Origin of the sequence: Nonomuraea sp. NPDC049725 (assembly GCF_040674795.1) — a bacterium.
GTDB classification, from domain to species: Bacteria; Actinomycetota; Actinomycetes; order Streptosporangiales; family Streptosporangiaceae; genus Nonomuraea; species Nonomuraea ceibae.
The window spans coordinates 18,163-42,380 of the sequence record NZ_JBFANJ010000015.1 but is presented as its reverse complement, the minus strand read 5'-3'; the positions used below and the strand labels follow the sequence as shown (position 1 = coordinate 42,380).

The following is a 24,218-nucleotide window of genomic DNA, read 5'->3' as shown; positions in this document are numbered from 1 at the left end:
GGGCGTTCGGGAGGCGATCTCGCGGGAACGGAGGGAGGATGCCGAAGTCCGACAACCGGGTAGGACCCTCCCAGTGACCGACCTGATCACCGCGCTGCGCGACCTGCCGCTGGTCGACCACCACGTGCACGGCGCCACCGGGCACGACCTGTCGCGCACCGCGTTCGAGGAGCTCATCACCGAGTCCGACCGGCCCGTGCCCTCCTGGATGACGCAGTTCGACTCCCAGCTCGGTCACGCGATCCTGCGCCACTGCGCGCCGCTGCTCGGGCTGGAGCCGCACACCGCGCCCGAGGCGTACCTGGCCAGGCGCGCCCGGCTCGGCGCGGACGAGGTCAACCGCCGCCTGCTCGGCGCCTCCGGCGTCGGCCACTACCTGGTGGAGACCGGCTACCGGCCCGGCGAGATTCTCGGCCCGTCCGGCATGGCCGAGGTCACCGGCGCCCCGGTGGACGAGGTGGTCCGGCTGGAGGCCGTCGCCGAACAGGTCGCGGCCACCGGCGTCGACGCCGCCGGTTACGCAGGGCGCTTCACCGAGACGCTGGCCGAGCGCACCCGCACCGCCCGGGCGGTCAAGACCGTCCTGGCCTACCGGCACGGCCTCGACGCCGACCCCGAGCCGCCTGCGGCCGCCGAGGTGACCGAGGCGGCCGGCCGCTGGCTGGCCGGGGGCGGCGCGCGGCTGGACGACCCGGTGCTGCTGCGCCACGCCGTCTGGGCCGGGATCGAGCGCGGCCTGCCGTTGCAGATCCACACCGGGCTCGGCGACCCCGACCTGGACCTGCGGCGTTCCGACCCGCTGCTGCTGCGCGGGCTGATCGAGCGGGCCGAGCCGTCCGGGGTGCCGCTGCTGCTCCTGCACTGCTACCCGTACCAGCGCCAGGCCGGCTACCTCGCGCACGCGTACCCGAACGTCTACTTCGATGTAGGCCTGGGCCTGCACTACAGCGGCGCCGCCTGCGCCGCGCTGGTGGCCGAGAGCCTGGAGGTGGCGCCGTTCGCCAAGCTGCTGTTCTCCTCCGACGCGTGGGGGCCGGCCGAGCTGCACTTCCTCGGCGCCGAGCTGTGGCGCCGGGCGATGGCCCGGGTGCTGGGCGGCTTCGTCGCCGAAGGGGAGTGGTCGGCGGCGCAGGCGGCTCGGGTGGCGGCGATGGTGGGCGCGGACAACGCCCGCCGCGTCTACGGTCTGGGGGCGCCGTGACCAGCCGCCGCGACGTCCTGCTGCGCGAGGTGCTCCGGCGCGAGCTGCACACGGCCGTGGAGCTGCGGCGCGAGCTGCACGCCGAGCCCCGGCTGTCCGGCAAGGAGGGCCCGACGCTCAAACGGGTGCTCGACGCGCTGCCCGGCGGCCAGGTGGAGCACGTCGCGGGCACCGGCGCGCTGCTGCGCGTGGGCGGCGCCGGACCGGCCGTCGGCGTGCGCGGCGAGCTGGACGGGCTGCCGATCGTCGAGCGGACCGGCGTGCCGTGGGCGTCGGTCAACGGCGCCATGCACGCCTGCGGCCACGACGTGCACCTGGCCGCCGTGGTCGCGCTCGCCCGCGCCGTCGACCGGGTGACGGACGTGCTCGGCCCCCGCGACGGCGGCGTCACGCCGCTCGTCGTCGTGCTCCAGCCGCGCGAGGAGAGCTACCCCTCCGGGGCCGCCGACATCGTCCGCTCCGGGGCGCTCGGCCGCCACCGGATCACCGCCATGATCGGCGCGCACGTGCAGCCGGTGCTGGACGACGGCGTCATCGCCTGCACGCCCGGCGCGGTCAACGCCTCCTCCGACGAGTTCCGGGTGACGGTCAGGGGCAAGGAGGGGCACGCCGCCTACCCGCACCTGGCCCGCGACCCCGTCGTGGCGATGGCGCAGGTCATCGTGGCCGCCCAGCAGCTCGTCAGCCGGGCCGCCGACCCGATGACGCCGACCGTGGTCACCTTCGGCACCGTGCACGCCGGCACCGCGCCCAACGCCATCCCCGGCGAGGCCGTCGCCCGGGGCACGCTCCGGTCGCTGTCGCAGCCCTGGCGCGAGACCCTGCACGAGCGCTTCGCCCAGATGGCCGCCGACGTGGCCAGGGCGCACGGCTGCGAGGCCGAGGTGACGGTCCTGCCCGGCGAGCCCGTGCTGGTCAACGACGCCTCCCTGGCCGTGCGGACCGGCGAGCTGCTGCGTGCGCAGGGCCGTACTGTCACCGCCGAGCTGCGCTCGTGCGGCGCGGACGACTTCGCCCAGTACGGGGCGCTGGTGCCGTCGCTGATGATGTTCGTCGGCGTCGACACCGAGACCGGCCTGCACACGCCTGAATTCCTGCCGGACGACGCCAGCGTGGGCGCCGTCGCGGAGAGCATGCTGGCCGGCTACCTCGCCGCTGACGAAAGCACCGCCAGCCTCTAGGCTCGGCGGCGATGGACATCGAGACATTCACCCCCGGTTCCGGCCGCCTGGCTCCCAGGGCGGCTCTCCGCTCCGACGCACCCTCCCTCGACCTCAACGGCCCCTGGCGCTTCCGGCTCTCGCCGCACGCCCGCGTCGCCGACGACTTCGCCGCCCCCGGCTACGACGACTCCGGCTGGGACGAGCTGCCCGTGCCGTCGCACTGGCCGCTGCACGGCCACGGCGCGCCCGCCTACACCAACGTGTCCTACCCGTTCCCGATCGACCCGCCGCACGTGCCGTCGGAGAACCCCACCGGCGACTACCGCCGGGTCTTCGACCTGCCCGAGGGCTGGACCGGCGGGCGGCTGCGGTTTGACGGCGTCGAGTCGTACGCCAAGGTGTGGCTCAACGGGCACGAGCTCGGCTTCACCACCGGCAGCCGCCTGCCCGCCGAGTTCGACGCCGGGCCCTGGCTGCGCCCCGGGCGCAACGTGCTCGCCGTCCGGGTCCACCAGTGGTCGGCCGCCAGCTACCTGGAGGACCAGGACATGTGGTGGCTGCCCGGCATCTTCCGCGACGTGACGCTCACCCGCTCGGCCGCCGACGTGTTCGTGCACGCCTCCTACGACGACGGGCGCGGCACGCTCAGCTTCGACGGGCCCGGCCTGCTCACCGTCGCCGAGCTCGGCGTCACCGGCCTGGCCCCCGGCACCCCCGTCACGCTCGACGTCGAGCCGTGGACCGCCGAGACGCCCCGCCTGTACGACGCCGAGGTGCGGCTCGACGACGAGACCGTGCGGCTGCGCATCGGCTTCCGGACGATCTCCATCGTCGACGGCGTGCTGCTGGCCAACGGGCGGCCGCTGCTGTTCAAGGGCGTCAACCGGCACGAGTTCCACCCCGACCACGGCCGCGCCGTCCCGTACGAGACCATGCGCGAGGACGTGCTGCTGATGAAGCGGCACAACGTCAACGCCGTCCGCACCAGCCACTACCCGCCCCACCCCGACTTCCTCGACCTGTGCGACGAGCTCGGGCTGTGGGTGATCGACGAGTGCGACCTGGAGACCCACGGCTTCGGCCAGGTCGGCTGGCGCGCCAACCCCATCGACGACCCGCGCTGGGAAGAAGCCCTGCTCGACCGCATGCGCCGCACGGTGGAACGCGACAAGAACCACCCCAGCGTCGTCATGTGGTCGCTCGGCAACGAGGCCGGCACCGGCCGCAACCTCGCCGTCATGGCCGCCTGGACCCGCGAGCGCGACCCGTCCAGGCCCATCCACTACGAGGGCGACCTGTCCTGCCCGGACGTGGACGTCTACTCCCGCATGTACGCCAGCCACGCCGAGGTCGAGGCCATCGGGCGGGGCGTGGAGGAGCCGCTGGACGACCCGGCGCTCGACGCCCGGCGGCGCGCGATGCCGTTCCTGCAGTGCGAGTACGCGCACGCGATGGGCAACGGGCCCGGCGGCCTGGCCGAATACCAGGAGTTGTTCGAACGCTACCCGAGGCTGGCCGGCGGGTTCGTCTGGGAGTGGATCGACCACGGGCTCACCCACCCGGTGCTCGGCCACGCCTACGGCGGCGACTACGGCGAGCCGGTCCACGACGGCAACTTCGTCATCGACGGCCTGCTGTTCCCCGACCGGACGCCGTCACCCGGGCTGCTGGACCTCAAGAAGGTGTACGAGCCCGTCCGGTTCGCCTTCTCGGCCGGGGCCGTGTCGATCACCTGCCTGTACGGGTTCCGCGACCTGACCGGGCTGGCCTTCTCCGCCCTGCTGGAGATCGACGGGGAGGAGGCCGCCGCGTTCGCCCTGGAGGTGCCCGCGGGCGGGGGCGAGGTGAAGCTGCCCGACCTGCCCGAGGGTGACGGTGAGCGGTGGCTGACCGTGCGCGCCGTGCTGGCCCGCGACGAGGCGTGGGCGCCGGCGGGCCACGAGGTGGCGTTCGGCCAGGTCCGCCTGGGCACGGGCGGAGCCCCCTACCACGACGGCGGAGCCCCGTACCACGACGCTGCCCGGCCGGTCGGCGCGGAGGGCGCGTCCGTGACCGCCGCGCCCGGCGGTGAGCTCGTGCTCGGCGGCGGCGTGTTCGACCCGGTCGGCGGTCGGCTCACCCGCCTGTTCGGGATCGACGTCGAGGGGCCGCGCCTGGAGCTGTGGCGGGCGCCGATCGACAACGACCGCTACAGCGACGCCGAACGGCGCTGGCGGCGGCTCGGGCTGCACCGGCTCACCCACCGGGTCGACGCCGTCGAGACCGGCGACGGCCTGGTCGTGCGCACCCGCGTCGCGCCCGCCGCCACCGACGTCGGCCTGCACGTCACCTACCGGTGGAGCGCCGGCGGCGACGTCCTCGGCCTCACCGTGGACGTCGAGCCCGACGGCGACTGGACCGAGCCGCTGCCCAGGCTCGGCGTGGCCCTGACCCTGCCGGCGGCCTTCGACCGCGTCACCTGGTTCGGCCGGGGGCCCGGCGAGGCGTACCCGGACACCGGGATGGCCACCCGGGTCGGCCGCTGGAGCGCCACCGTCGACGAGCTCCAGACCCCGTACGTCTACCCGCAGGAGAACGGGCAGCGCGCGGACGTGCGCTGGGCCGAGCTCACCGGGCCGGCGGCGGGCCTGCGGGTGGCGGGCGACCCCGTGTTCGGGCTGACCGCCCGCCGCTGGAGCACCGCCGACCTGGACCGCGCCACCCACCTGCCCGACCTCGTGCCGGGCGACCGGGTGCACGTCCACCTGGACGCGGCCCAGCACGGCATCGGCACCGCCGCCTGTGGCCCCGGCACCCTGCCCCGCTACGAACTGAGGCCCGCCCCCACCACCTTCACCTTCACTTTCGCCCCGATCTGACCCCACCGCCCCCGGCAACGACCGCCCGGCCCCGGCGCGCCGGGCGGTCCCCGCCGGGGGCGTCTCTGGCCCGGAGCCGCTGACGCCCCCTCCCGGGAGGGGAGGGGGCGTCCCGCGGTGACGGCGGGAGGGTCAGTCGTCCACCGTGAGGACGGTGCCGGCGCCGACCGTGAGGCCGCCCTCGCGGATGGCGAAGCCGAGCCCCGGGTCGAGCGCGACCGGCTTGCCGAGCTCGACCCTGACGTCCACCGTGTCGCCCGGCCGGACGGGCCCGGGCAGCAGCAGCTCGCCCGGCACGTCGGTCGTGCGCAGGTAGAACTGCGGCCGGTAGCCCGGCGCGACGGCCCTGCGCCGCCCGCCCTCGTCCGCCGTGAGCAGGTGGACGCGGGCGGTGAACGTGCGGTGCGCCCGCTGCTGGCCGGGGGCCGCCAGCACCATGCCGCGCCGCACCTGCTCGCGCCGGACGCCGCGCAGCAGCACGGCGGCGTTGTCGCCCGCCTCGCCCCGCTCCATCGTCCGCCCGAACGTCTCGACGCCGGTCACCACGGCCGTCAGCTCGCCGCCGAGCCCGACGGCCTCGACGGTGTCGCCGACGCGCACGGCGCCGCGCTCGATGGCGCCGGTGACGACCGTGCCCCGGCCGGTGATGGTCAGGACGTTCTCCACCGGCATGAGGAACGGCGCGTCCACGTAGCGCACCGGGACCGGCACGTGGTCGTCGACGGCCTGGAGCAGCGCCTCGACGGACGCCGTCCAGTACGGGTCGCCCTCCAGCGCGCGCAGCCCGGACACCCGCACCATCGGGGTGCCGCGGTAGCCGTGCTCGCCGAGCAGGTCCTGCAGCTCCAGCTCGACGAGGTCGGTGAGCTCCGGGTCGGCGCCGTCGGCCTTGTTGACCGCGACGACCAGGTGCTCGACGCCGACGCGCCGGGCGAGCAGCACGTGCTCCCTGGTCTGGGGCATGATGCCGTCACGCGCGGACACGACGAGGATGGCGCCGTCGAGCTGCGCCGCCCCCGTGATCATGTTCTTCACGTAGTCGGCGTGCCCGGGCATGTCCACGTGCGCGTAGTGCCGGGTCGCGGTCTCGTACTCGACGTGCGAGATGTTGATCGTGATGCCCCGGGAGTGCTCCTCCGGGGTCCGGTCGATCCGCTCGAACGGCGTGTACGTCGCCTGGCCCCGCTCGGCGAGCACCTTGGTGATCGCCGCCGTCAGCGTGGTCTTGCCGTGGTCGACGTGGCCCATCGTGCCGATGTTGAGGTGCGGCTTGGTGCGGGCGTAAGCCTGCTTCGCCATGATCCTTCCTTCTTGACGCCTGGAATCCGTGGTGACCCGTACGGGCCGCTACCTCCCCCCGCCGGGTCACACTCGGGACATACGGGAAGAGGTCAGCGCTCCAGGCCGTCGCAGGCAAGCCCGGACGCGCCCGCGGTGCGGGGCGTCGTCAGGAGGGCGTGCCGGATCATGGTGACCATAGTGAGGCAGTGAGCGTTCCCGGGCAACGGGATATTCCCTTTGGCCCGCCGTACAAGGTCGGAGCTCGCCTTCGTCGTGCAGACCGAAGAACGCGGGGCGGCGCTGGCCTAGCGTTCGCCTCATGCCCCGCCTCACGCTGGACGACCTGTTCCGCATCGCCGTACCGTCCGATCCCCAGACGCGGCCCGACGGCTCCGCGGTCGCGTACACCCTGACCACCTCCCGGCGCGAGCCGGACGAGAACCGTGCCGAGATCTGGCTCGCCGCGCCCGGCGCGGAGCCCCGGCGGCTGGCCGAGGGCTCGTGCCCGCGCTGGTCGCCGGACGGGCGCACGCTGGCGTACCTGCGCGCCGACGGCGGGCCGCCGCAGATCTGCCTGCTGCCGATGGACGGCGGCGAGCCGGTCGCGCTGACGTCCGCGCCGCTGGGCGCGGGCGCGCCGGTGTGGTCGCCCGACGGCACGAGGATCGCGTACGCCGGCCCGCACGGCGACGTCGACCCGCACGCCCCGGTGGTGGCCGACCGGCTGGACTACAAGGCCGACGGCGCCGGGCTGCTGCGCGGGGTCACCACGCACGTGTTCGTCGTGGCAGCGGGGCAGGCCGGCGGCGAGCCGGTGCGGCTGACCGAGGGCGGCTTCCACGCGGGCCAGCCGGCGTGGTCCCCGGACGGGGAGCGGCTCGCGTTCACCGCCGGGATGGAGCCGGACGGCGACCTCGACCTGTCGAGCTCCGTCTACACGGTCGAGGCGGCCGGCGGCGAGCCCAAGCGGCTCACCGGGCCCGAGATGATCGCCGTGGGCGTGTGGTGGCTCGGTGAGCGGCTGGTCGTGGCGGGGATGCGCGGGCCGGTCGCCCACACGCGGCTGTACACGGTCGGCGAGGGCGGGGCCGAGGAGCTGGAGACCGGGCTCGACCGCAACGTCATGGTGGGCGCCCCCGGCTACCCGGGCGCGGCGCCGCAGCTCGCGGGCGACCGGCTGCTGTTCGCGGCCCGCGACGCGGGCTGCACCCACCTGTACGCGCTGCCGGCGGGCGGGGGAGCGGCCGTGAAGGTCGCCGGCGGCGACGCGGTGGTGTCGGGCGCGAGCGTCGCCGGGGGCGTGATGGCGTACGTGGCGTCGACGCCGCGCAGCGCCGGGGACGTGTACCTGGCCGGCCTCCCCACGGACGAGCCGTGCCGGGAACTGCCCGGCAGGCCGCTCACCGCGTACGCCCTGGACGGGGTGGAGCTGTTCGAGCCGGTGCGGCGCACGTTCACCGCGGCCGACGGGACGCCGGTCGAGGGCTTCGTGCTGCGGGACGAGACGCGGGACGGGCCGGGCCCGGTGCTGCTCGACGTGCACGGCGGGCCGCACAACGCGTGGGCGCCCGTCTTCGACGGCGCGCACCTCTACCACCAGGTGCTCGCCGCGAACGGCTGGACGGTCCTCACCATGAACCCGCGCGCCAGCGACGGGTACGGCGAGGCGTTCTACACGGCGGCGGCCGGGGCCTGGGGGCTGGCCGACGAGCAGGACTTCCTCGGCCCGCTCGACGACCTGATCGCCGACGGGATCGCCGATCCGGAGCGGCAGGCCGTCACCGGCTACAGCTACGGCGGCTACATGACGTGCTGGCTGTCGGCGCGCACCGGCAGGTTCAGGGCCGCCATCCCCGGCGGAGCCGTGACCGATCTGGTCAGCATGGCAGGAACCTCCGATATGGGATATTTCCTGAAAACCTTTGAATGTGGAGGTGACGTCGTCGCCCAGTCCCCGTTCACCCACGTGAGCGACGTGACGGCCCCCACCCTGATCCTCCACGGAGACGCCGACGACCGATGCCCGGTGAGCCAGGCCGAGCAGTGGTTCGGCGCGCTGCGCGAGCGGAACGTCCCCGTACGCATGGTGCGCTACCCGAACGCCTCCCACCTGTTCATTCTCAACGGACGCCCCTCACACCGCCTGGACTACAACGAGAGGATCATCGCGTGGCTGGAGCAATGGGTCACCGGTTCGCCGAGCTGATCACCCAGTACGAGGTGCCCGGCGCGGCCCTCGCCTACCTGCACGACGGCCAGGTCCACGAGTTCGCCGCCGGCGTGCTCAACGCGGACACCGGCGTGGAGGCGACCCCCGACTCGCTCTTCCAGATCGGCTCGGTCACCAAGGTGTGGACCGCGACGATGCTCATGCAGCACGTCGAGGCGGGCACCTTCACCCTCGACACGCCCGTCGCCGAGGTGCTGCCCGAGTTCCGCGTCGCCGACGCCGAGGTGACCAAGACGGTCACGATCCGCCACCTGCTGTCGCACACCAGCGGCATCGACGGCGACCTGTTCCTCGACACCGGCCGGGGCGACGACTGCGTGGAACGCTACGTCGAGGCCTGCGCCGACCTGGTGCAGAACCACCCGCTCGGCGTCACCCAGTCCTACTGCAACTCCGGGTTCACCGTCGCCGGGCGCATCCTGGAGAAGCTCGACGGCAAGGTGTGGGACGCCGTGCTGCGCGAGCGGATCATCGAGCCGCTCGGCCTCACCCACACCTGCACGCTCCCCGAGGACGTGCTGCGCCACCGGGCCGCCATCGGCCACATCGAGGGCGGCAAGGTCGCCCCGGTGTGGGGGCTGATGCGCTCCGCCGGACCGGCCGGGCTCATCTGCGCCCGCGCCGCCGACGTCGTCGCCTTCGGCCGCGCGCACCTGGAGGGCGGCCTGCTGGACGACCCGCAGGCCATGTGGGAGCCGCAGATCGACATCCCCAACCCGCACACGCTCGGCAAGCAGTGGGGCATCGGCTGGATCCTGGACGAGTGGGACGGCCACCGCGTCATCTCGCACGGCGGCAACACCATCGGCCAGCACGCGATGCTGTGGGTGGTGCCCAGCACCGGCACGGTCGTCGCGGTCGTGGCGAACGGCGGCCACAGCGGCGCGTTCACCCACGCCGTCGCCACCGAGCTGTTCGCCGAGCTCGACGGCATCACCGTGCCGCCGACGCTCGGCCCGCCCGCGACGCCGGTCGAGGTCGACGCGTCCCGCTACGCGGGCGTCTACGAGCGCGCCGGCGCCCGGATGACGATCAGCGAGCGGGAGGGCGGCCTCCAGCTGCGCATCGAGGCCACCGGCCCGCTCGCCGAGCTGCAGGAGCCGGTCGAGCTCGGCCTGGTCCCCGTCGACGCGACCACGTTCGTCGGCCGCCGCGACGGCGACCCCGACTGGATGTCCGCGGTGTTCTACGAACTCCCCGACGGATCCCCGTACGTGCACCTGGGGGCCAGGGCGACCCCCAAGGTGAGCTGAGCGGTGCGGGAGATGCTCGCGGGCGCGCGCGGTTTCGTGCACGCCCGCGACATCGACGGCGACGCCGAGTTCGGTCTCGACCCGGACGAGCCGGTGGTCCTCGCCTCCGTGTTCAAGATCGCGGTGGCGCTGGAGTACGCCCGCCAGGCCGCGGCGGGCGAGCTGTCGCGCACCGAGCGGCTGACCGTCACCGCCGCCGACAAGGACGGCGGCATCGGCACCTCCGGCTGCGCCGACGACGTCTCGCTCACGCTGCGCGACCTGGCCCACTTCATGCTGACGATGAGCGACAACGCCGCCACCGACGTGCTGCTGCGCCGGGTCGGCCTGGACCGGGTGCACGCCACGCTCGCCGGTCTCGGCCTGCGCCGGACCCGGCTGATCGGCGGCTGCGCCGAGCTGTTCGCCCAGGTGGTGGCCGAGCTGGGCACGATCGACACCGACGGCATGCCGCGCGAGCGGATCGAGCCACTGGCCGTGCGCGACCCGGAGCGCACCACGTCCAGCACGCCCCGCGAGACGACCGCGCTGCTGGCGGCCATCTGGCGGGACGAGGCCGGCCCGCCCGAGGCGTGCGCCGAGGTGCGCACGATCATGGGCAACCAGATCTGGCCGCACCGCCTGGCCGCCGGGTTCGGCGACGAGGTGCGCGTCTCCGGCAAGACGGGCACCCTGTGGGGCATCCGCAACGAGGCGGGCGTCGTGGAGTACCCCGACGGGGGCCGCTACGCCGTCGCCGTCTTCCTGCGCACCACCAGTCTCGGCGGCCGCGACCCGGAGGCCGACGCCGCCATCGGCCGCGCCGCCCGCCACGCGGTGGACCGGTTGCGCGGGCGATGACGAACGCCGCCTATGGTGTGTGGATGACCACCCGCCCACGTGCCAGCCTGCGGCGGATCCTGGACGACCTCGGCAGCACCGTGCTCGACGTCGCCGCCGCGCCCGGCGACCTCGACGCCGAGGTCACCGGCGTGCACATCCACGACCCGCTCGACGAGCCGCACGTGCCGCCGGGCGGGATCGTGCTGGCCGTCGGCATCCACGGCGCGGCCGGCATCCGCGCGCTGCTGGAGTCCGTGCCGGCCGCGGCCGGCGTGGTGGTCAAGCTGCCCGTCGACGTGGACGACGGCGTCCGGGCGGCGGTCGCCGAGACCGGGGTCGCCGTCCTCGGGCTCACCCGGGCCGCCTCCTGGGCGCAGGTCGCCGCGCTGCTGCGCTCGCTGCTGGCCGAGGGCGACCTGGCCGAGGCGGGGGAGGAGGCGCAGGGCGACCTGTTCTCGCTGGCCAACGCCGTGTGCGCGCTCCTCGACGCACCCGTCACGATCGAGGACCGCTCCTCGCGGGTGCTGGCCTACTCCGGCCGTCAGGACGAGGCCGACCCCGGCCGCGTGGAGACCGTGCTCGGCCGCCAGGTGCCCGAGCGCTACCAGCGCATGCTCGACGAGCGCGGCCTGATCAAGCAGCTCTACCAGAGCCGCGACCCCATCTACATGGAGCTGCCCGGCGACAGCATCAACCGGGCCGCCGTCGCCGTCCGGTCCGGGGACGAGATCCTCGGCTCGATCTGGGCGGCCGTGCACGAGCCGCTGACCGAGCAGCGCCAGCGGGCGCTCGCCGACGCCGCCAAGATCGTCGCGCTGCGGCTGCTGCGCGAGCGGGCCGGCGCCGACACCCAGCGCCGGCTGCGCGCCGACCTGCTGTCCACCGTGCTCGCCGGCGGCGCCGACGCCGCCGAGGCCGCGGGCCGGCTCGGCGTCGCCACCCAGCGGCTGTGCGTGCTGGCCGCCCAGCTCACCGGCGAGCCCGAGGGCGACCCGGCACGCGGCGAGAGCGACCGGCAGCGCTTCTGCGACGCGCTCGCCCTGCACGTGGCCACCATCCACCCCAAGGCCGCCGCCGCGCTCGTCGGCTCCGTCGCCTACGCCGTCCTGCCGCTCAACCCCGGCGGCGAGGAGGAGGCCCGCGCCGTCCGCATCGCGCGCAGCTTCCTGGCCAGGGTCGGCCCCCGCCACCCCGCCAACGTCGGCGTCGGCCGCCTGGCCGGCACGCTCGCCCAGGTGGCCAGGTCCCGCGCCGACGCCGACCGGGCGCTGCGCGTGCTGCGCTCGCGCGGCGCCTCCGGCGAGGCCGCCGGCTACGCCGACGTCCACTTCGAGTCGCTGCTGCTCCAGGTCGCCGACGTGGTCAACGCCGAGGAGCAGACCCCCACCGGCCCCTACCAGCGGCTGCTCGCCCACGACCGCGAGCACGGCAGCGAGCTCGTCGCCACCCTGCGCGCCTACCTCGACGCCTTCGGCGACGTCAACGCCGCCTCCGCCCGGGTGCACGTGCACACCAACACCTTCCGCTACCGGCTCAAGCGGCTCGTCGAGATCAGCGGCCTCGACCTGACCGACCCCGACGCCCGGCTCACCGTCATGCTGCAGATGCGGATCTTCGGCCCCTAGCACGACGCCGCCCGTACATTTCGTCGCAGGGAACGAAGAACGCGCGCCGGTGAGCGGACAGGGTGAGGCATCACCCCCAGACTCCCGGAGTCACCATGAGAAAAGCAGCAGCGGCCGCCGCACTGGCCCTGTTCGCCACCGCCTGCGGCGGCGCCCCCGAGACCACGCCCGCCGGGGGCGGCGGCACCTTCACCTTCGCCATCCCCGCCGACCCCGGGGTGCTCGACCCCGCCACCGCCGTGCTGTCGGCGACGAACTCGTTGCTCGTCTTCGCCTACGACACGCTCGTCAACGTCGGCGAGAAGGGGGAGATCATCCCCGGGCTGGCCGAGAAGTGGGAGGTGAAGCCCGACTCCGTCACCTTCACCCTGCGCAAGGACGTCACCTGCTCCGACGGCTCCAAGCTCACCCCGGCCCAGGTCGCCGCGAACGTCAACCACATCGCCGACCCCGCCACCAAGTCGCCCGTCTACGGCGTCCTGCTGCCCACCGGGATGAAGGCCGAGGCCGACGACGCCGCGGGCACCGTGACGCTGTCCATGCCCGAGCCGTACGGGTTCATCCTGGAGACCACCCGCAACCTGTTCATCGTCTGCGGCAAGGGCGTCGAGGACCGGTCCGTGCTGGCCCGCGGCACCTCCGGCTCCGGCCCGTTCGTGCTCACCGAGGCCGCGCCCGGCGACCACTACACCTTCGAGCCGCGCCGCGAGTACGCCTGGGGGCCCGGCGGCGCCACCGGCAAGGATCTGCCCGACAAGGTCGTCCTCAAGGTCGTGCCGAACGAGCAGACCGCCGCCAACCTGCTCGTCGCCGGCAGCATCAACGGCGCCACGTTCTTCGGCCCCGACCGCGCCCGCATGGAGTCCACGCCCGGCCTCGGCAAGCTCACGCCGCCCGGCGGCAACGGCCAGTTCCTCTTCCACCAGGGCGACGGCCGGCCCACCGAGGACGTGGCCGTGCGCAAGGCACTCACCCAGGCGCTCAACCTCCAGGAGCTGGCCGGCATCGCCTCCAGCGGCACCGGCAGGCCCGTCACCGGGCTCGTCATCGACCCGCGCCCCTGCCCCGGCGACAGCGTCACCGGCCACCTGCCCGCCTTCGACGCCGCCGCGGCCGCCGCCGCGCTCGACGCCGCAGGCTGGAAGGCCGGCCCCGACGGCACCCGCGCCAAGGACGGCGAGAAGCTGAGCCTGCGTGTCCTGTACGCGACCACCCGCGGGCCCGGCGTGCAGGCCGCCGTCGAGTACATGGCCGCCGCCTGGAAGAAGATCGGCGTCGACGTCAAGCTCAACGGCGTCCTGGACACCAAGCTGTCGGAGTCGCTCAACGCCACCCAGGACTGGGACGTGGTCTGGCTGCCGATCACCGTCACCCTGCCCTCCCAGCTCATCGGGTTCCTGTCCGGCCCCGCCGCGCCCAAGGGCGCCAACTTCGCGCACCTGTCCAACGACCGCTACGAGGAGCTCGTCGCCAAGGCCATGCCGGTGCCCGGCGCCGAGGGCTGCAAGTCGTGGCTGGAGGCGGAGTCCGCGCTGTTCGACAACGCCGACCTGGTGCCCGTCGTGGAGAACACGCTGCTCGTCGCCACCAAGGGCGCCACGTTCGCCTTCGATGCCGGGGCGCTGGTGCCCACGTCGATCCGCGTCACGGGGACCTGAGTGTCACGCCTTGTGCTGAGGAGGCTCGTCCGGTTCGCCGTGTCGCTCGCGGTGCTCGTCGTGGCCGCGTTCGCGATGATCCACCTGATCCCCGGCGACCCCGTGCGGGCCTCGCTCGGCCCGGCCGCCCCGGTCGAGCTGATCGAGGCCCGCCGGGCCGCGCTCGGCCTCGACCAGCCGCTGCCCGCCCAGTTCGCCGCCTACGTCGCCGGGCTGTTCTCCGGCGACCTCGGCACCTCGTTCCTCACCGGCGAGCCCGTCGCCGAGGTGATCGCCACCCGCCTGCCGAACACGGTGGGCCTGGCGCTGATCGCCACCGCGGTCGCGCTGCTGGCCGCGGTGCCGCTCGGCATGTGGGCGGCCGTCCGCACCGAGAACGGCCGCAACCGCGGCACCGAGGCCGCGTTCGGCTCGGTGACCGGCACCGCCGTCGCCGTCCCCGAGTTCCTGTACGCGATCGCCCTCGTCACCGTCTTCGCCATCGGCCTCGGCGTGCTGCCGCCCGCCGGTAAGGAGGGCGCCGTCTCGTACGTGCTGCCCGTGCTCGCGCTGGCCATCGGCCCCACCGCCACGATCGCGCGCATCGCCAGGGTCGAGACGCTGCGCGCGCTCGGCACCGACTACGTCCGCCTGGCCCGGGCCAAACGGCTGCCGGCCGCCCGGCTGCACCTGCGGCACGTGCTGCCCAACACGCTCACCGCCACCCTCACGCTCGGCGGCCTGTTGCTGAGCGCGCTCATCGCCGGCAGCGTGCTCGTCGAGTACGTCTTCGCCTGGCCCGGCCTCGGCATGAAGATCGTCGAGTCGATCACGCAGAAGGACTACCCGGTCGCCCAGGGCGTCATCCTCGTCTACGGCGCGATCGTGCTGCTCGTCAACCTCCTCGTCGACCTGGCGCTCGGCGTCCTCGACCCGACCTCTTCGATCAAGGAGTCGTGATGTTCCGCACCCCCGCGGCCGTCGCGGGCGCCGTCCTGGTCGCCGCCATGGTGGTGCTGGCCGTCATCGGGCCGCCCATCTGGGGGGAGGCCGCCGAGCACATCGACGCCGGCGCCATCCTCCAGGGCTCCTCGGCCGCCCACCCGCTCGGCACCGACAACCTCGGCCGCGACCTGCTCGCCCGGGTGCTCGTCGCCGGCCGCTACTCGCTGCTGCTCGCGCTGGCCGCCGCCCTCATCGGCGCCACCGCCGGGATCGTGCTCGGCGCGCTGCCGTCGGTGCTGCCCGCCCGCCCCGCCCGCCTGGTCACCGGCGCCGTCAACGCGCTCGTCGCCTTCCCCGGGCTGCTGCTGGCCATGTTCACCGCGGTCGTCGCCGGGCTCGGCGCGCGCGGCGCGGTCCTCGGCATCGGCGCCGCCATCGCGCCCGGCTTCGCCCGGCTCACCCAGACGCTCGCCGCCTCCGTCGCCGGGGCCGACTACGTCTCGGCCGCCCGCATGCTCGGCGTGCCGCGCCGCCGCATCCTGGCCAGGCACGTGCTGCCCAACATCGCCGAACCGCTCATCCTCCACCTCACCCAGGCGCTCGGCGGCGCGCTGCTCGGCCTGGCCGGCATGTCGTTCCTCGGTCTCGGCGTGCAGCCGCCCTCGTTCGACTGGGGACGGCTGCTGTTCGACGGGTTCGGCCGCATCTACGTCACGCCGGAGGTCGCGCTCGGGCCCGTGCTGGCCGTCGCGCTGGCCGGCATCGGCTTCAACCTGCTCGGCGACGCCCTGGCCAGAGGCGCCGCGCGCACCTCCGCGCCCCGGACGAAGGCCGTGGCGCCCGAGAGCGCCGACCCCGGCGAGCCCGAGCCGGGCGCCGTGCTCGACGTCCGGGACCTGACCGTCACCTTCCCCGGCGGCGTCACGCCCGTGCGCGGCGTGTCGCTGAGCGCCGCCCCCGGCGAGATCGTCGGCCTGGTCGGCGAGTCCGGCAGCGGCAAGTCGCTCACCGCCGCAGCCATCGGCGGCCTCGTCCCCTACCCCGGCGTCGTCGGCCACGCCCGGCTGCGGCTGGACGGCCGCGACGTCGCCGGCCTCAGCCGCAAGGAGCTCGGCACCTCGCTCGCCATGGTCTTCCAGGACCCGATGGCCTCGCTCAACCCCGCGCTCAAGGTCGGCGGCCAGCTCGCCGAGGTCGCCGTCGTCCACCAGGGCGCCACCCGCGCCGAGGCCCGCGCCCGCGCCGTCGACCGGCTCGGCCACGTGCACCTGCCCGAGCCCGGACGCCAGGCCCGCAGGCACCCGCACCAGCTGTCCGGCGGCATGCGCCAGCGCGCCGTCATCGCCATGGGCCTCATGGGCACGCCCCGCCTGATCATCGCCGACGAGCCCACGACCGCGCTCGACGTCACCGTGCAGCGGCAGATCCTGCGGCTGCTGCGCGAGGTCACCGAGGAGACCGGCTCGGCCGTGCTGTTCATCTCCCACGACATCGCCGTCGTCGGCGAGCTGTGCGACCGCGTCGTCGTCATGTACGCCGGCCGCGTCGTCGAGGAACTGCCCGCCGACCGGCTCACCGACGGCGCCCACCCCTACACGCGGGCGCTCATCGCCTCGCTGCCCGACATGGACACCGACCGGTCGCTGCCGCTGGCCAGCATCCCCGGCCGCCAGCCCGCCCCCGCCGAGGTCGGCGACGGGTGCGCGTTCGCCCCCCGCTGCCCGCTCGCCACCGGCGCGTGCGCGGCCGGGCGCCCCCCGCTCGTCGAGCACGGCCCCGCCCACCGGGTCGCCTGCTGGGAGGTCACATGCACATCGACGGCCTGACCGTGCGCTTCGGCGCGTTCACCGCGGTCGACTCCGTCACCCTGGAGGTGCCGCCCGGCCGCATCGTCGGCCTCGTCGGCGAGTCGGGCAGCGGCAAGTCGTCGCTGGCCAAGGCCGTGTGCGGGCTCGTCCCGCACACCGGCAGCGTCACCGGCGCCTCCCGCGTCCAGATGGTGTTCCAGGACCCGTACGCCTCCCTCGACCCGCGCATGCGCGTGGGCGAGTCGGTCGCCGAGGCGCTGCTGCGGATGCCCAGGCAGGCCAGGGCCGCCGAGGTGGAACGGCTGCTCGGCCTGGTGTCGCTGCCCGCCGAGGCGGCCGGCCGCTACCCGCGCGAGCTGTCGGGCGGCCAGCGGCAGCGCGTCGCCATCGCCCGCGCCCTCGGTGCCGAGCCCGACCTGCTGGTGGCCGACGAGATCACCAGCGCCCTGGACGTCTCCGTGCAGGGCGCGGTGCTCAACCTGGTCCGCTCGCTGCGCGACCGGCTCGGCCTGCCGATCCTGTTCATCTCGCACAACCTGGCCGTGGTCCGGTACGTGTGCGACGAGGTCGCCGTCATGCACCGGGGCCGGCTCGTCGAGCACGGCCCCACCGAGGACGTCGTCGGCTCGCCCGGCCAGGACTACACCCGCACCCTCCTGGAGGCGGTGCCCCGCCTGCGCCGCTGAGCCCGCGAAACGGGCAGGGCCGCCTTCGCACCGGAAGGCGGCCCTGCCGCCGTACTACTGCCGTCTCGCTACAGCGGGATCCACTCCGTGGCCGTGGTGACCTCGTCCAGGATCGCCGGGACCGGCTCCACGCCCAGGCCGGGGCCGGTCGGCACGTCCAGGTGGCCGTCACGCAGCTCGAACGGCTCGGTGACGTCCGTGGCGTAGTAGCGGCGCGAGCCGGAGGTGTCGCCCGGCAGCGTGAAGCCCGGCAGCGCGGCCAGCGCCACGTTCGCGGCCCGGCCCAGCCCGGTCTCCAGCATGCCGCCGCACCACACGGCGACGCCGTTGGCCCGGCACAGGTCGTGGATGCGGCGCGCCTCCAGGTAGCCGCCGATCCGGCCCGGCTTGACGTTGATGATCGAGCAGGAGCCGAGCGCGATCGCCGCCGCCGCGTGCTCGGCCGACTCGATCGACTCGTCCAGGCAGATCGGCGTGCGCAGCTGCCTGGCGAGCTTGGCGTGCTGGACGAAGTCGTCGTTGGCCAGCGGCTGCTCGATCAGCAGCAGCCCGAAGTCGTCCAGCCTGGCGAGCTGGCGGGCGTCGACGAGCGTGTAGGCGGCGTTCGCGTCGACCTGGAGCAGCAGGTCGTCGCCGAAGCGCTCGCGCACCGCGCGGACCGGCTCCACGTCCCAGCCGGGCTCGATCTTGAGCTTGATCCGCACGTAGCCCTCGTCCAGGTAGCCCTCGACCGCGTCGAGGAGCTGCGGCACCGAGTCCATGATGCCGACCGACACCCCGCACGGCACCCGGTCGCGGGCCGCGCCGAGATACTGGCCGAACGACTCGCCCGACGCCCGGAGCTGCGCGTCCAGCACCGCGGTCTCGACGGCCGCCTTGGCCATCCGGTGCCCCTTGACGTGCTCCATCGCCCGGCCGGCCGACTGGGCGTCCAGCGTCGCGGGCAGTGCCGGCAGCAGGAAGCGGCGGATCACCTCGGCCGCGCCGTCGACGTACTCGGAGGAGTAGAGCGGCTCCGACATGGCCACGCACTCGCCCCAGCCCTCGGCCTCCGGCGTCACCACCCGGACCAGCAGCACGTCCCGGGCCGTCTCGGTGCCGAACGAGGTGCGGAACGGCGCCACCAGGGGCATCGCGATCCGGCGCAGCTCTACTCCTGTGATCTTCACGCTCTCTCCACTACATAGAACGATTTATCGTGAAATCCCGTGACCTTGCGGCCCTCGGACAGCATCTCGCCCAGCGTGTCCCGTACGGCGTGCCGCCACGCCTTGGCCGTTCCCGGGTCGGCGCCCCGCAACCGCTCGACGTCCTCCGGCACCGCCACCAGCACCGTCGCCGCGTCGGCCCGGCCGGGCACCGGCCGGCCGCCCTCGTCCGCCAGCGCCACCACCGCGTCCGCCGGCACCCGCGCCGGCGCCACCCGGCCGCCCTCCAGCGCGCGCACGTGCGGCGCGGTCAGCGGCCACGCCGCCAGCACCCGGTCCGACTCGTCGCCCTGGTTGATGGCGTCGCCCATCACCCCGTAGAAGGCCGGCAGGTACTCCTGCGGCATGGCGCCCAGCTTGGCCAGGTTGAAGTGCGCGTTGCGGCGCACCAGCGGGTCGAACGTCCAGGTGATGCGCTCCACGCCGCGCTCCAGGGCCCAGCGCCGCTGGTGCAGCTTCAGCGCGAAACCCGTGCCCGGGGCCCGGGACACTCCGGTGATGTGCGAGTGCAGCGTCGCGCCCGCGCCGAAGAACGCGACCGACGCGCCCGCCAGCCGCTCGCCGTCGAAGGCGCCCGCCACGTAGTTGCCCGCGTGCGCCAGCGCCCGCATCAGCTCGACGGTGATCGGCCGGCCGGCCGGCTCGAACTGCCAGATGTCCTCGAACAGCGCCATGACCTGCTTGAACTCCGCGATGTCGTGGAGCTCCCTGATGGCGATCAAGCTGTCGGCCCTCTCCCTGGATCGGATGTCACCGCGACCGTACTTCGCGGCGGGGCCGAACGGATTCGTGCCAGAGCACCAAGACCGCGCCGACCTTCGTCCAGCCGTCCTATGGGAGCCGGGAACCTCGCCGGGGGTCAGCGGTCGAGGACGAGCAGGGGCTGCGGGCCGGCCGTCAGGAGCGCCGCGCCCTGCGCCGTGCAGGCCGCCACGTCCGCCACCCGGGCGCCGAACAGGTCCGGCACGTAGATGGCCGGCTCGACGCAGAGCACCATCCCCGGCTCCAGCGCGGTGTCCTCGCCCGGCCGCAGCCGGGGTCCCTCGTCGTGGCCCAGGCCGAGCCCCCGCCCGGCCGACGGGGCGGCGAAGTGGCCGTAGCCGCTGCCCTCGATCACCGCCCGGGCGGCGGCGGCCACCGACCCGGCCGGGGCGGCGGGCCGCACCGCGGCCAGGGCCGCGCGGTGCGCGGCGAGCACCACCGAGTACATGGCCTCGAAGTCCTCGGGCGGCTCGGCGACGGCGAACACCCGCGCGGCCTCCGCGCACCAGCCGTCCCAGCGCCCGCACACCGACACCAGCAGCGCGTCCCCCGGATTGATCACCCGCTCGCCCGGCAGGTGCGCGGCCCTGGCGGTGTGCTCGCCCGCCGACACCCGCACCGACAGCGCCTCCTCGCAGCCGCCCTCCAGCAGCAGCAGCCGCAGCCGGGCGGCCATCTCCCGCTCGGTCGCGCCGAACCAGGCCAGCTCCCGCGCCTGCGCCAGCACCGCCTCGGCCGCTCCGGCCGCCGCCGCGACCGCCTCCACCTCGGCCGGGTGCTTGCGCAGCCGCAGCGGCGCCAGCACGGCCGCCGCCGGGACCAGTTCGGCCTCGATCGCCAGCCCGAACAGCTCCCGCACCCGCATCTCCGGGTCCACACCCACCCGCCGCGCCCCCGCGGGCACGTGCGGCGCGGGGTCGGCGGTCTCGACGGCCGCGTCCGCCGTCACCACGAGGAACGCCCCGCCGCGCCCGCCCAGGAACCGGAAGTCCGGCGACGGCCGCAGCACCAGGGCGTCGATCTCGGATCCGGTCATGGCGGCCCGTACCTGGGCCAGCCGCGCCGCGTCTTCGGGAATGCCCGTCACCACGGCCTCCGTATCACGCCTTCTCGGGCCGCCCGGCCGCCGCCGGGGCCGGTGGGCCGTCGTCGGCGTGCAGCCAGCAGGCCACCGGGCCGAACGTGGGGTCCTTGACCCGGCACACGTCCATCACGTGCGGGCAGCGCGGATGGAAGCGGCAGCCGGCCGGCGGGTCCGCCGGGTCCGGCACGTCGCCCGGCAGCTCGGCGGGCAGCACGCCCAGGCCGTCGGGCGCGGGGATCGCCTCCAGCAGCGCCCGCGTGTAGGGATGGCGGGGGTTCGCCCACACCTCGGCGGTGTCGCCGGACTCGACGATCCGGCCCAGGTACATGACCGCGATCCGGTCGGCGATCAGCCGCACCACCGACAGGTCGTGGCTGATGAACAGCAGCCCCGCCCCCGACTCCACCGCCAGGTCGCGCATGAGGGTGGCGACCTGCGCCTGGGCCGAGGCGTCCAGCGCGGAGATCGGCTCGTCGCCGATGAGCAGCCTCGGCCGGGCGGCCAGCGCCCGGGCGATCGCGATGCGCTGCCGCTGCCCGCCGGAGAACTCGTGCGGGTGCCGCCGCTCGAAGTCGCGCGGCAGCCCGACGCGTTCCAGCAGGTCGGCGGGCCGGGTGGTGGTGTCGCCCGAGGTGCGCAGCCCGTCGGCGATCTGGTCGCCGACCCGGCGGCGCGGGTTCAGCGACGCGTACGGGTCCTGGAACACCATCTGGATGCCGGTCAGCGTGCGCCGCCGCAGCCCGAGCGGGGTGACGGCCTCGCCCTCGAAGGAGATGCCGCCCGAGGTGATCGGGTTCAGCCCGCACACGGCCCTGGCCAGCGTGGACTTGCCGCAGCCGGACTCGCCGACGAGGCCGACGACCTCGCCCGCGCGCACCTCCAGGCTGGCCCCGGCCACGGCGCGGACCACCGGCCGGCCGGGGGAGCGGTGCTCGACGACCAGGTCGTCGATGGTCAGCAGGCTCATCGGCCCCCCTCGTCGATCTGCGCGTCCGGCAGCGAATCCAGCAGGGATCGGGTGTACGGGTGCGACGGCTCGCGCAGCACCCGCCCCCGCGGCCCGGTCTCGACGACCAGGCCGTCCTTCATCACGCTCACCTCGTCGGCGACCGCCGACATCACGCCCAGGTCGTGCGTGACCAGCAGCACCGCCAGGCCCAGCTCGTCGCAGAGCCCGCGCAGCAGCCGCAGCACGCCCGCCTGCACGGTCACGTCCAGCGCGGTCGTCGGCTCGTCGGCGATGAGCACCCGGGGCGAGCAGGCCAGCGCCACCGCGATCGCGATGCGCTGCCGCATCCCGCCGGAGAACTGGTGCGGGTAGCGCCCGACGGCCTCCTCCGCGCCCGGGATGCGTACCTTGCCGAGCAGCTCGACGGCCCTGGCCCGCGCCTCCCGTTTGCCGAGGCCCAGGTGGTGGCGCATGTGCTCGGTGAGCTGCCTGCCGATCGTGAGCATCGGGTGCAGGCTCGTCGCGGGGTCCTGGAAGACCATCGCGACCTCGCCGCCGCGCACCTTGTTCAGCTCGGCGGGCGGCATCGTGAGCAGTTCCCGGCCGCCGAGCGTGATGCTTCCCGAGGTACGCGAGCCGTGCGGCAGCAGGCCGAGCACGGCCAGCCCGGTCATCGTCTTGCCCGAGCCGCTCTCCCCGGCCAGGCCGTGCACCCGGCCCTCCTGGAGCGTGAGGTCGACGCCGCGCAGCACCTCCTTGCCGCCGATCGACACCTTCAGGCCGGTGATGTCCAGCGTCACAGGGCACGCTCCTTGATGGCGCGGGCGGTGCGGGGGTCGAGGGCGTCGCGCAGCGTGTCGCCGAGGAAGTTGAACGCCAGCACCACGGTCAGGATGGCCAGGCCCGGGAAGGCCGCCACCCACCAGCTGTCGAACACCTCCATGCCGGAGGCCACCATCGAGCCCCACTCGGGCGACGGCGGCTTGGCGCCCAGCCCCAGGAACGACAGGCCCGACAGCAGCAGCAGCGCGGTGCCGATGTCCAGCGTGGCCAGCACCAGGATGGGGCCGGTCACGTTCGGGAGCACGTCCACGCGCAGCGAGCGCCACGCGGAGAAGCCGAGCAGCCGCCCGCTGAGCACGAACTCGCGCTCGCGCACGCCGAGCACCAGGCCGCGGGTGACGCGGGCGTAGGCGGGCCAGGCGACGACGAGCACGGCCAGCACCGCGTTGGTGAGGCTCGCGCCGAGCGCCGCCGCGACCACCATGGCCAGGATGACCGTCGGGAACGCGAACACCAGGTCCGCGACCCGCATGATCGTCTCGTCCACCCATTTGCCGAAATATCCGGCGCAGGCGCCGAGGAGACCGCCGACCAGCACCGACAGCGCCACCAGCAGCAGCGTCAGCGGGATCGACACCCGCGCCCCGTACAGCACCCGGCTCAGGATGTCGCGCCCGAGCTGGTCGGTCCCGAACCAGTGGTCCGGGCCGGGCGGGGCCAGCCGGGGGAGCTCCTGGGCGAGCGGGTCGTGCGGCGCCAGCAGCGGCGCCGCCACGGCGATCACCACCCAGGCGAGCGCGATCACCACGCCCACGACGGCCAGCGGCTGCCGCCAGGCCTCGGGCAGGCGCCGCAGCAGCCCCTTGCGGGCCAGCGGGTCCCGTCTCATTGCAGCCTCACTCGGGGGTCGATCACGCCGTACAGCACGTCCACGATCAGGTTGATGACGAGGTAGACCACGCCCACCACGAACCCGACGCCCATGACGGCGGGCAGGTCGAGCGTGGTGGCGCTCTTGTAGGCGTACTGGCCGATGCCCGGCCAGGCGAAGATCGCCTCCACCAGCACGGTCCCCGACAGCAGGCTGCCGAACGCCAGCCCCGCCACCGTGATGACCGGCACCAGCGCCGAGCGGAGCACGTACCGGAACAGGACCGTGCGGCCCGGCAGGCCCTTGGCCCGGGCGGCGCGCACGTAGTCCTGGCCCAGCACCTCCAGCACCGCCGAGCGGGTGAAGCGGGTCAGCAGCCCGATCGTGTAGAGCGCCAGCACCAGCGCCGGCGTGACCAGGTGGCCGACGGCGGAGACGAACACGTCCCACCGGCCGGCGATCAGCGCGTCCACCGTCTGCAGCCCGGTCACGCCGGGCGCCAGGCCGAGCGCCGGGTCGACCCGGCCGCTGCCCGGCGTGATCTGCAGCCGGTAGAAGAACACGTAGAACGCCACCAGCGCCAGCCAGAACGTCGGCACCGAGATGCCGATCAGGCTCAGCACGCGCAGCACGTGATCCGGCAGCCGGTCGCGGCGCAGCGCGGCCACCACGCCGAACGCCACGCCGAGCACCAGCGACACCAGGATGGCCGCACCGGCCAGCTCCAGCGTCGCCGGCACGAACTCGGCCAGGTCCTGGGCGACCGGCCGGTGACTCTGCTGGCTGGTGCCCAGGTCGCCCTGGAGCATGCCCTGGAGGTGCAGCCAGTACTGCTCCCACAGCGGCTTGTCCAGGCCGTGCTCGGCCCGCCACTGCGCGACGATGGCCGGGTCGTTCATGGCCCGCTGGCCCAGGTTGGCCGCCACCGGGTCGCCGGGCACCAGGTTCGTCAGCACGAACGTCACCACCGTGATGCCCCAGGCCAGCAGGATCGCGGTGAGCACCCGCCGGATGAGGAACCGCGCCAGCGGCGGCATGGTCCAGGCCATCGG

General features: G+C 74.5%; 19 protein-coding genes. 11 read left to right on the top strand and 8 right to left on the bottom strand.

Annotated features, from left to right (window positions below):
- Positions 1-73 precede the first annotated feature (73 nt).
- The 3 genes from AB0J53_RS32930 to AB0J53_RS32920 are packed head-to-tail and all read left to right on the top strand — an operon-like array spanning position 74 to position 5,222.
- Positions 74-1,201, top strand: coding sequence for an amidohydrolase family protein (locus tag AB0J53_RS32930; RefSeq protein ID WP_364179597.1), 1,128 nt, complete (start codon positions 74-76; stop codon positions 1,199-1,201).
- Complete coding sequence (locus tag AB0J53_RS32925; RefSeq protein ID WP_364179595.1) at positions 1,198-2,382, top strand: M20 family metallopeptidase; 1,185 nt, start codon at positions 1,198-1,200, stop codon at positions 2,380-2,382. The genes AB0J53_RS32930 and AB0J53_RS32925 overlap by 4 nt, the downstream gene beginning before the upstream one ends.
- Positions 2,383-2,393: 11 nt before the next feature.
- A complete protein-coding gene (locus AB0J53_RS32920) occupies positions 2,394-5,222 on the top strand; it encodes a glycoside hydrolase family 2 TIM barrel-domain containing protein (RefSeq protein ID WP_364179593.1) in 2,829 nt (942 codons plus the stop codon).
- Between the two features lie 132 nt (positions 5,223-5,354).
- On the opposite strand, the gene tuf is transcribed toward AB0J53_RS32920, so the two are convergent.
- Positions 5,355-6,521, bottom strand: a complete 1,167-nt coding sequence (gene tuf, locus AB0J53_RS32915) for an elongation factor Tu (RefSeq protein ID WP_364179591.1) — start codon at positions 6,519-6,521, stop codon at positions 5,355-5,357.
- A 301-nt stretch (positions 6,522-6,822) separates the two neighbouring features.
- Between tuf and AB0J53_RS32910 the strand changes: the two genes are divergently transcribed.
- The 8 genes from AB0J53_RS32910 (at position 6,823) to AB0J53_RS32875 (ending at position 17,509) form a co-directional block, all read left to right on the top strand.
- Positions 6,823-8,709, top strand: a complete 1,887-nt coding sequence (locus AB0J53_RS32910) for a S9 family peptidase (protein ID WP_364179589.1) — start codon at positions 6,823-6,825, stop codon at positions 8,707-8,709.
- Complete coding sequence (locus tag AB0J53_RS32905) at positions 8,673-9,986, top strand: serine hydrolase (RefSeq protein ID WP_364179587.1); 1,314 nt, start codon at positions 8,673-8,675, stop codon at positions 9,984-9,986. The genes AB0J53_RS32910 and AB0J53_RS32905 overlap by 37 nt, the downstream gene beginning before the upstream one ends.
- Positions 9,987-9,998: 12 nt before the next feature.
- On the top strand, positions 9,999-10,826 hold the full coding sequence (locus AB0J53_RS32900) for a serine hydrolase (protein ID WP_219517738.1): 828 nt from the start codon (positions 9,999-10,001) through the stop codon (positions 10,824-10,826).
- Between the two features lie 23 nt (positions 10,827-10,849).
- Positions 10,850-12,433, top strand: coding sequence for a helix-turn-helix domain-containing protein (locus AB0J53_RS32895; RefSeq protein WP_246646769.1), 1,584 nt, complete (start codon positions 10,850-10,852; stop codon positions 12,431-12,433).
- 95 nt (positions 12,434-12,528) lie between these two features.
- Positions 12,529-14,091, top strand: a complete 1,563-nt coding sequence (locus AB0J53_RS32890; protein WP_364179585.1) for an ABC transporter substrate-binding protein — start codon at positions 12,529-12,531, stop codon at positions 14,089-14,091.
- Complete coding sequence (locus tag AB0J53_RS32885; protein ID WP_364179583.1) at positions 14,092-15,030, top strand: ABC transporter permease; 939 nt, start codon at positions 14,092-14,094, stop codon at positions 15,028-15,030.
- Entirely contained in the window at positions 15,030-16,841 is a 1,812-nt protein-coding gene (locus tag AB0J53_RS32880) for a dipeptide/oligopeptide/nickel ABC transporter permease/ATP-binding protein (protein WP_364179581.1), read from the top strand. Before AB0J53_RS32885 ends, AB0J53_RS32880 begins: the two co-directional genes overlap by 1 nt.
- Positions 16,823-17,509, top strand: a complete 687-nt coding sequence (locus tag AB0J53_RS32875; protein ID WP_357588398.1) for an ATP-binding cassette domain-containing protein — start codon at positions 16,823-16,825, stop codon at positions 17,507-17,509. The genes AB0J53_RS32880 and AB0J53_RS32875 overlap by 19 nt, the downstream gene beginning before the upstream one ends.
- Before the next feature lie 68 nt (positions 17,510-17,577).
- Here AB0J53_RS32875 and menC read toward each other — a convergent pair whose 3' ends face one another.
- From menC to AB0J53_RS32840, 7 genes are all read right to left on the bottom strand, one after another.
- A complete protein-coding gene (menC, locus tag AB0J53_RS32870) occupies positions 17,578-18,678 on the bottom strand; it encodes an o-succinylbenzoate synthase (protein ID WP_357588396.1) in 1,101 nt (366 codons plus the stop codon).
- A complete protein-coding gene (locus AB0J53_RS32865; RefSeq protein WP_364179578.1) occupies positions 18,675-19,439 on the bottom strand; it encodes a GNAT family N-acetyltransferase in 765 nt (254 codons plus the stop codon). Before AB0J53_RS32865 ends, menC begins: the two co-directional genes overlap by 4 nt.
- Positions 19,440-19,576: 137 nt before the next feature.
- On the bottom strand, positions 19,577-20,566 hold the full coding sequence (locus tag AB0J53_RS32860; RefSeq protein ID WP_364179576.1) for a M24 family metallopeptidase: 990 nt from the start codon (positions 20,564-20,566) through the stop codon (positions 19,577-19,579).
- Positions 20,567-20,579: 13 nt separating this feature from the next.
- Positions 20,580-21,530: an ABC transporter ATP-binding protein gene (locus AB0J53_RS32855; RefSeq protein ID WP_364179574.1), complete on the bottom strand. Its 951-nt coding sequence runs from the start codon at positions 21,528-21,530 to the stop codon at positions 20,580-20,582.
- The gene (locus AB0J53_RS32850; protein ID WP_219517722.1) at positions 21,527-22,312 is read right to left on the bottom strand and encodes an ABC transporter ATP-binding protein; all 786 of its coding nucleotides are present in this window, start codon (positions 22,310-22,312) and stop codon (positions 21,527-21,529) included. The genes AB0J53_RS32855 and AB0J53_RS32850 overlap by 4 nt, the downstream gene beginning before the upstream one ends.
- The gene (locus AB0J53_RS32845) at positions 22,309-23,184 is read right to left on the bottom strand and encodes an ABC transporter permease (RefSeq protein ID WP_364179572.1); all 876 of its coding nucleotides are present in this window, start codon (positions 23,182-23,184) and stop codon (positions 22,309-22,311) included. The genes AB0J53_RS32850 and AB0J53_RS32845 overlap by 4 nt, the downstream gene beginning before the upstream one ends.
- Positions 23,181-24,215: an ABC transporter permease gene (locus AB0J53_RS32840; protein ID WP_219517720.1), complete on the bottom strand. Its 1,035-nt coding sequence runs from the start codon at positions 24,213-24,215 to the stop codon at positions 23,181-23,183. Before AB0J53_RS32840 ends, AB0J53_RS32845 begins: the two co-directional genes overlap by 4 nt.
- Between the last annotated feature and the right edge of the window lie 3 nt (positions 24,216-24,218).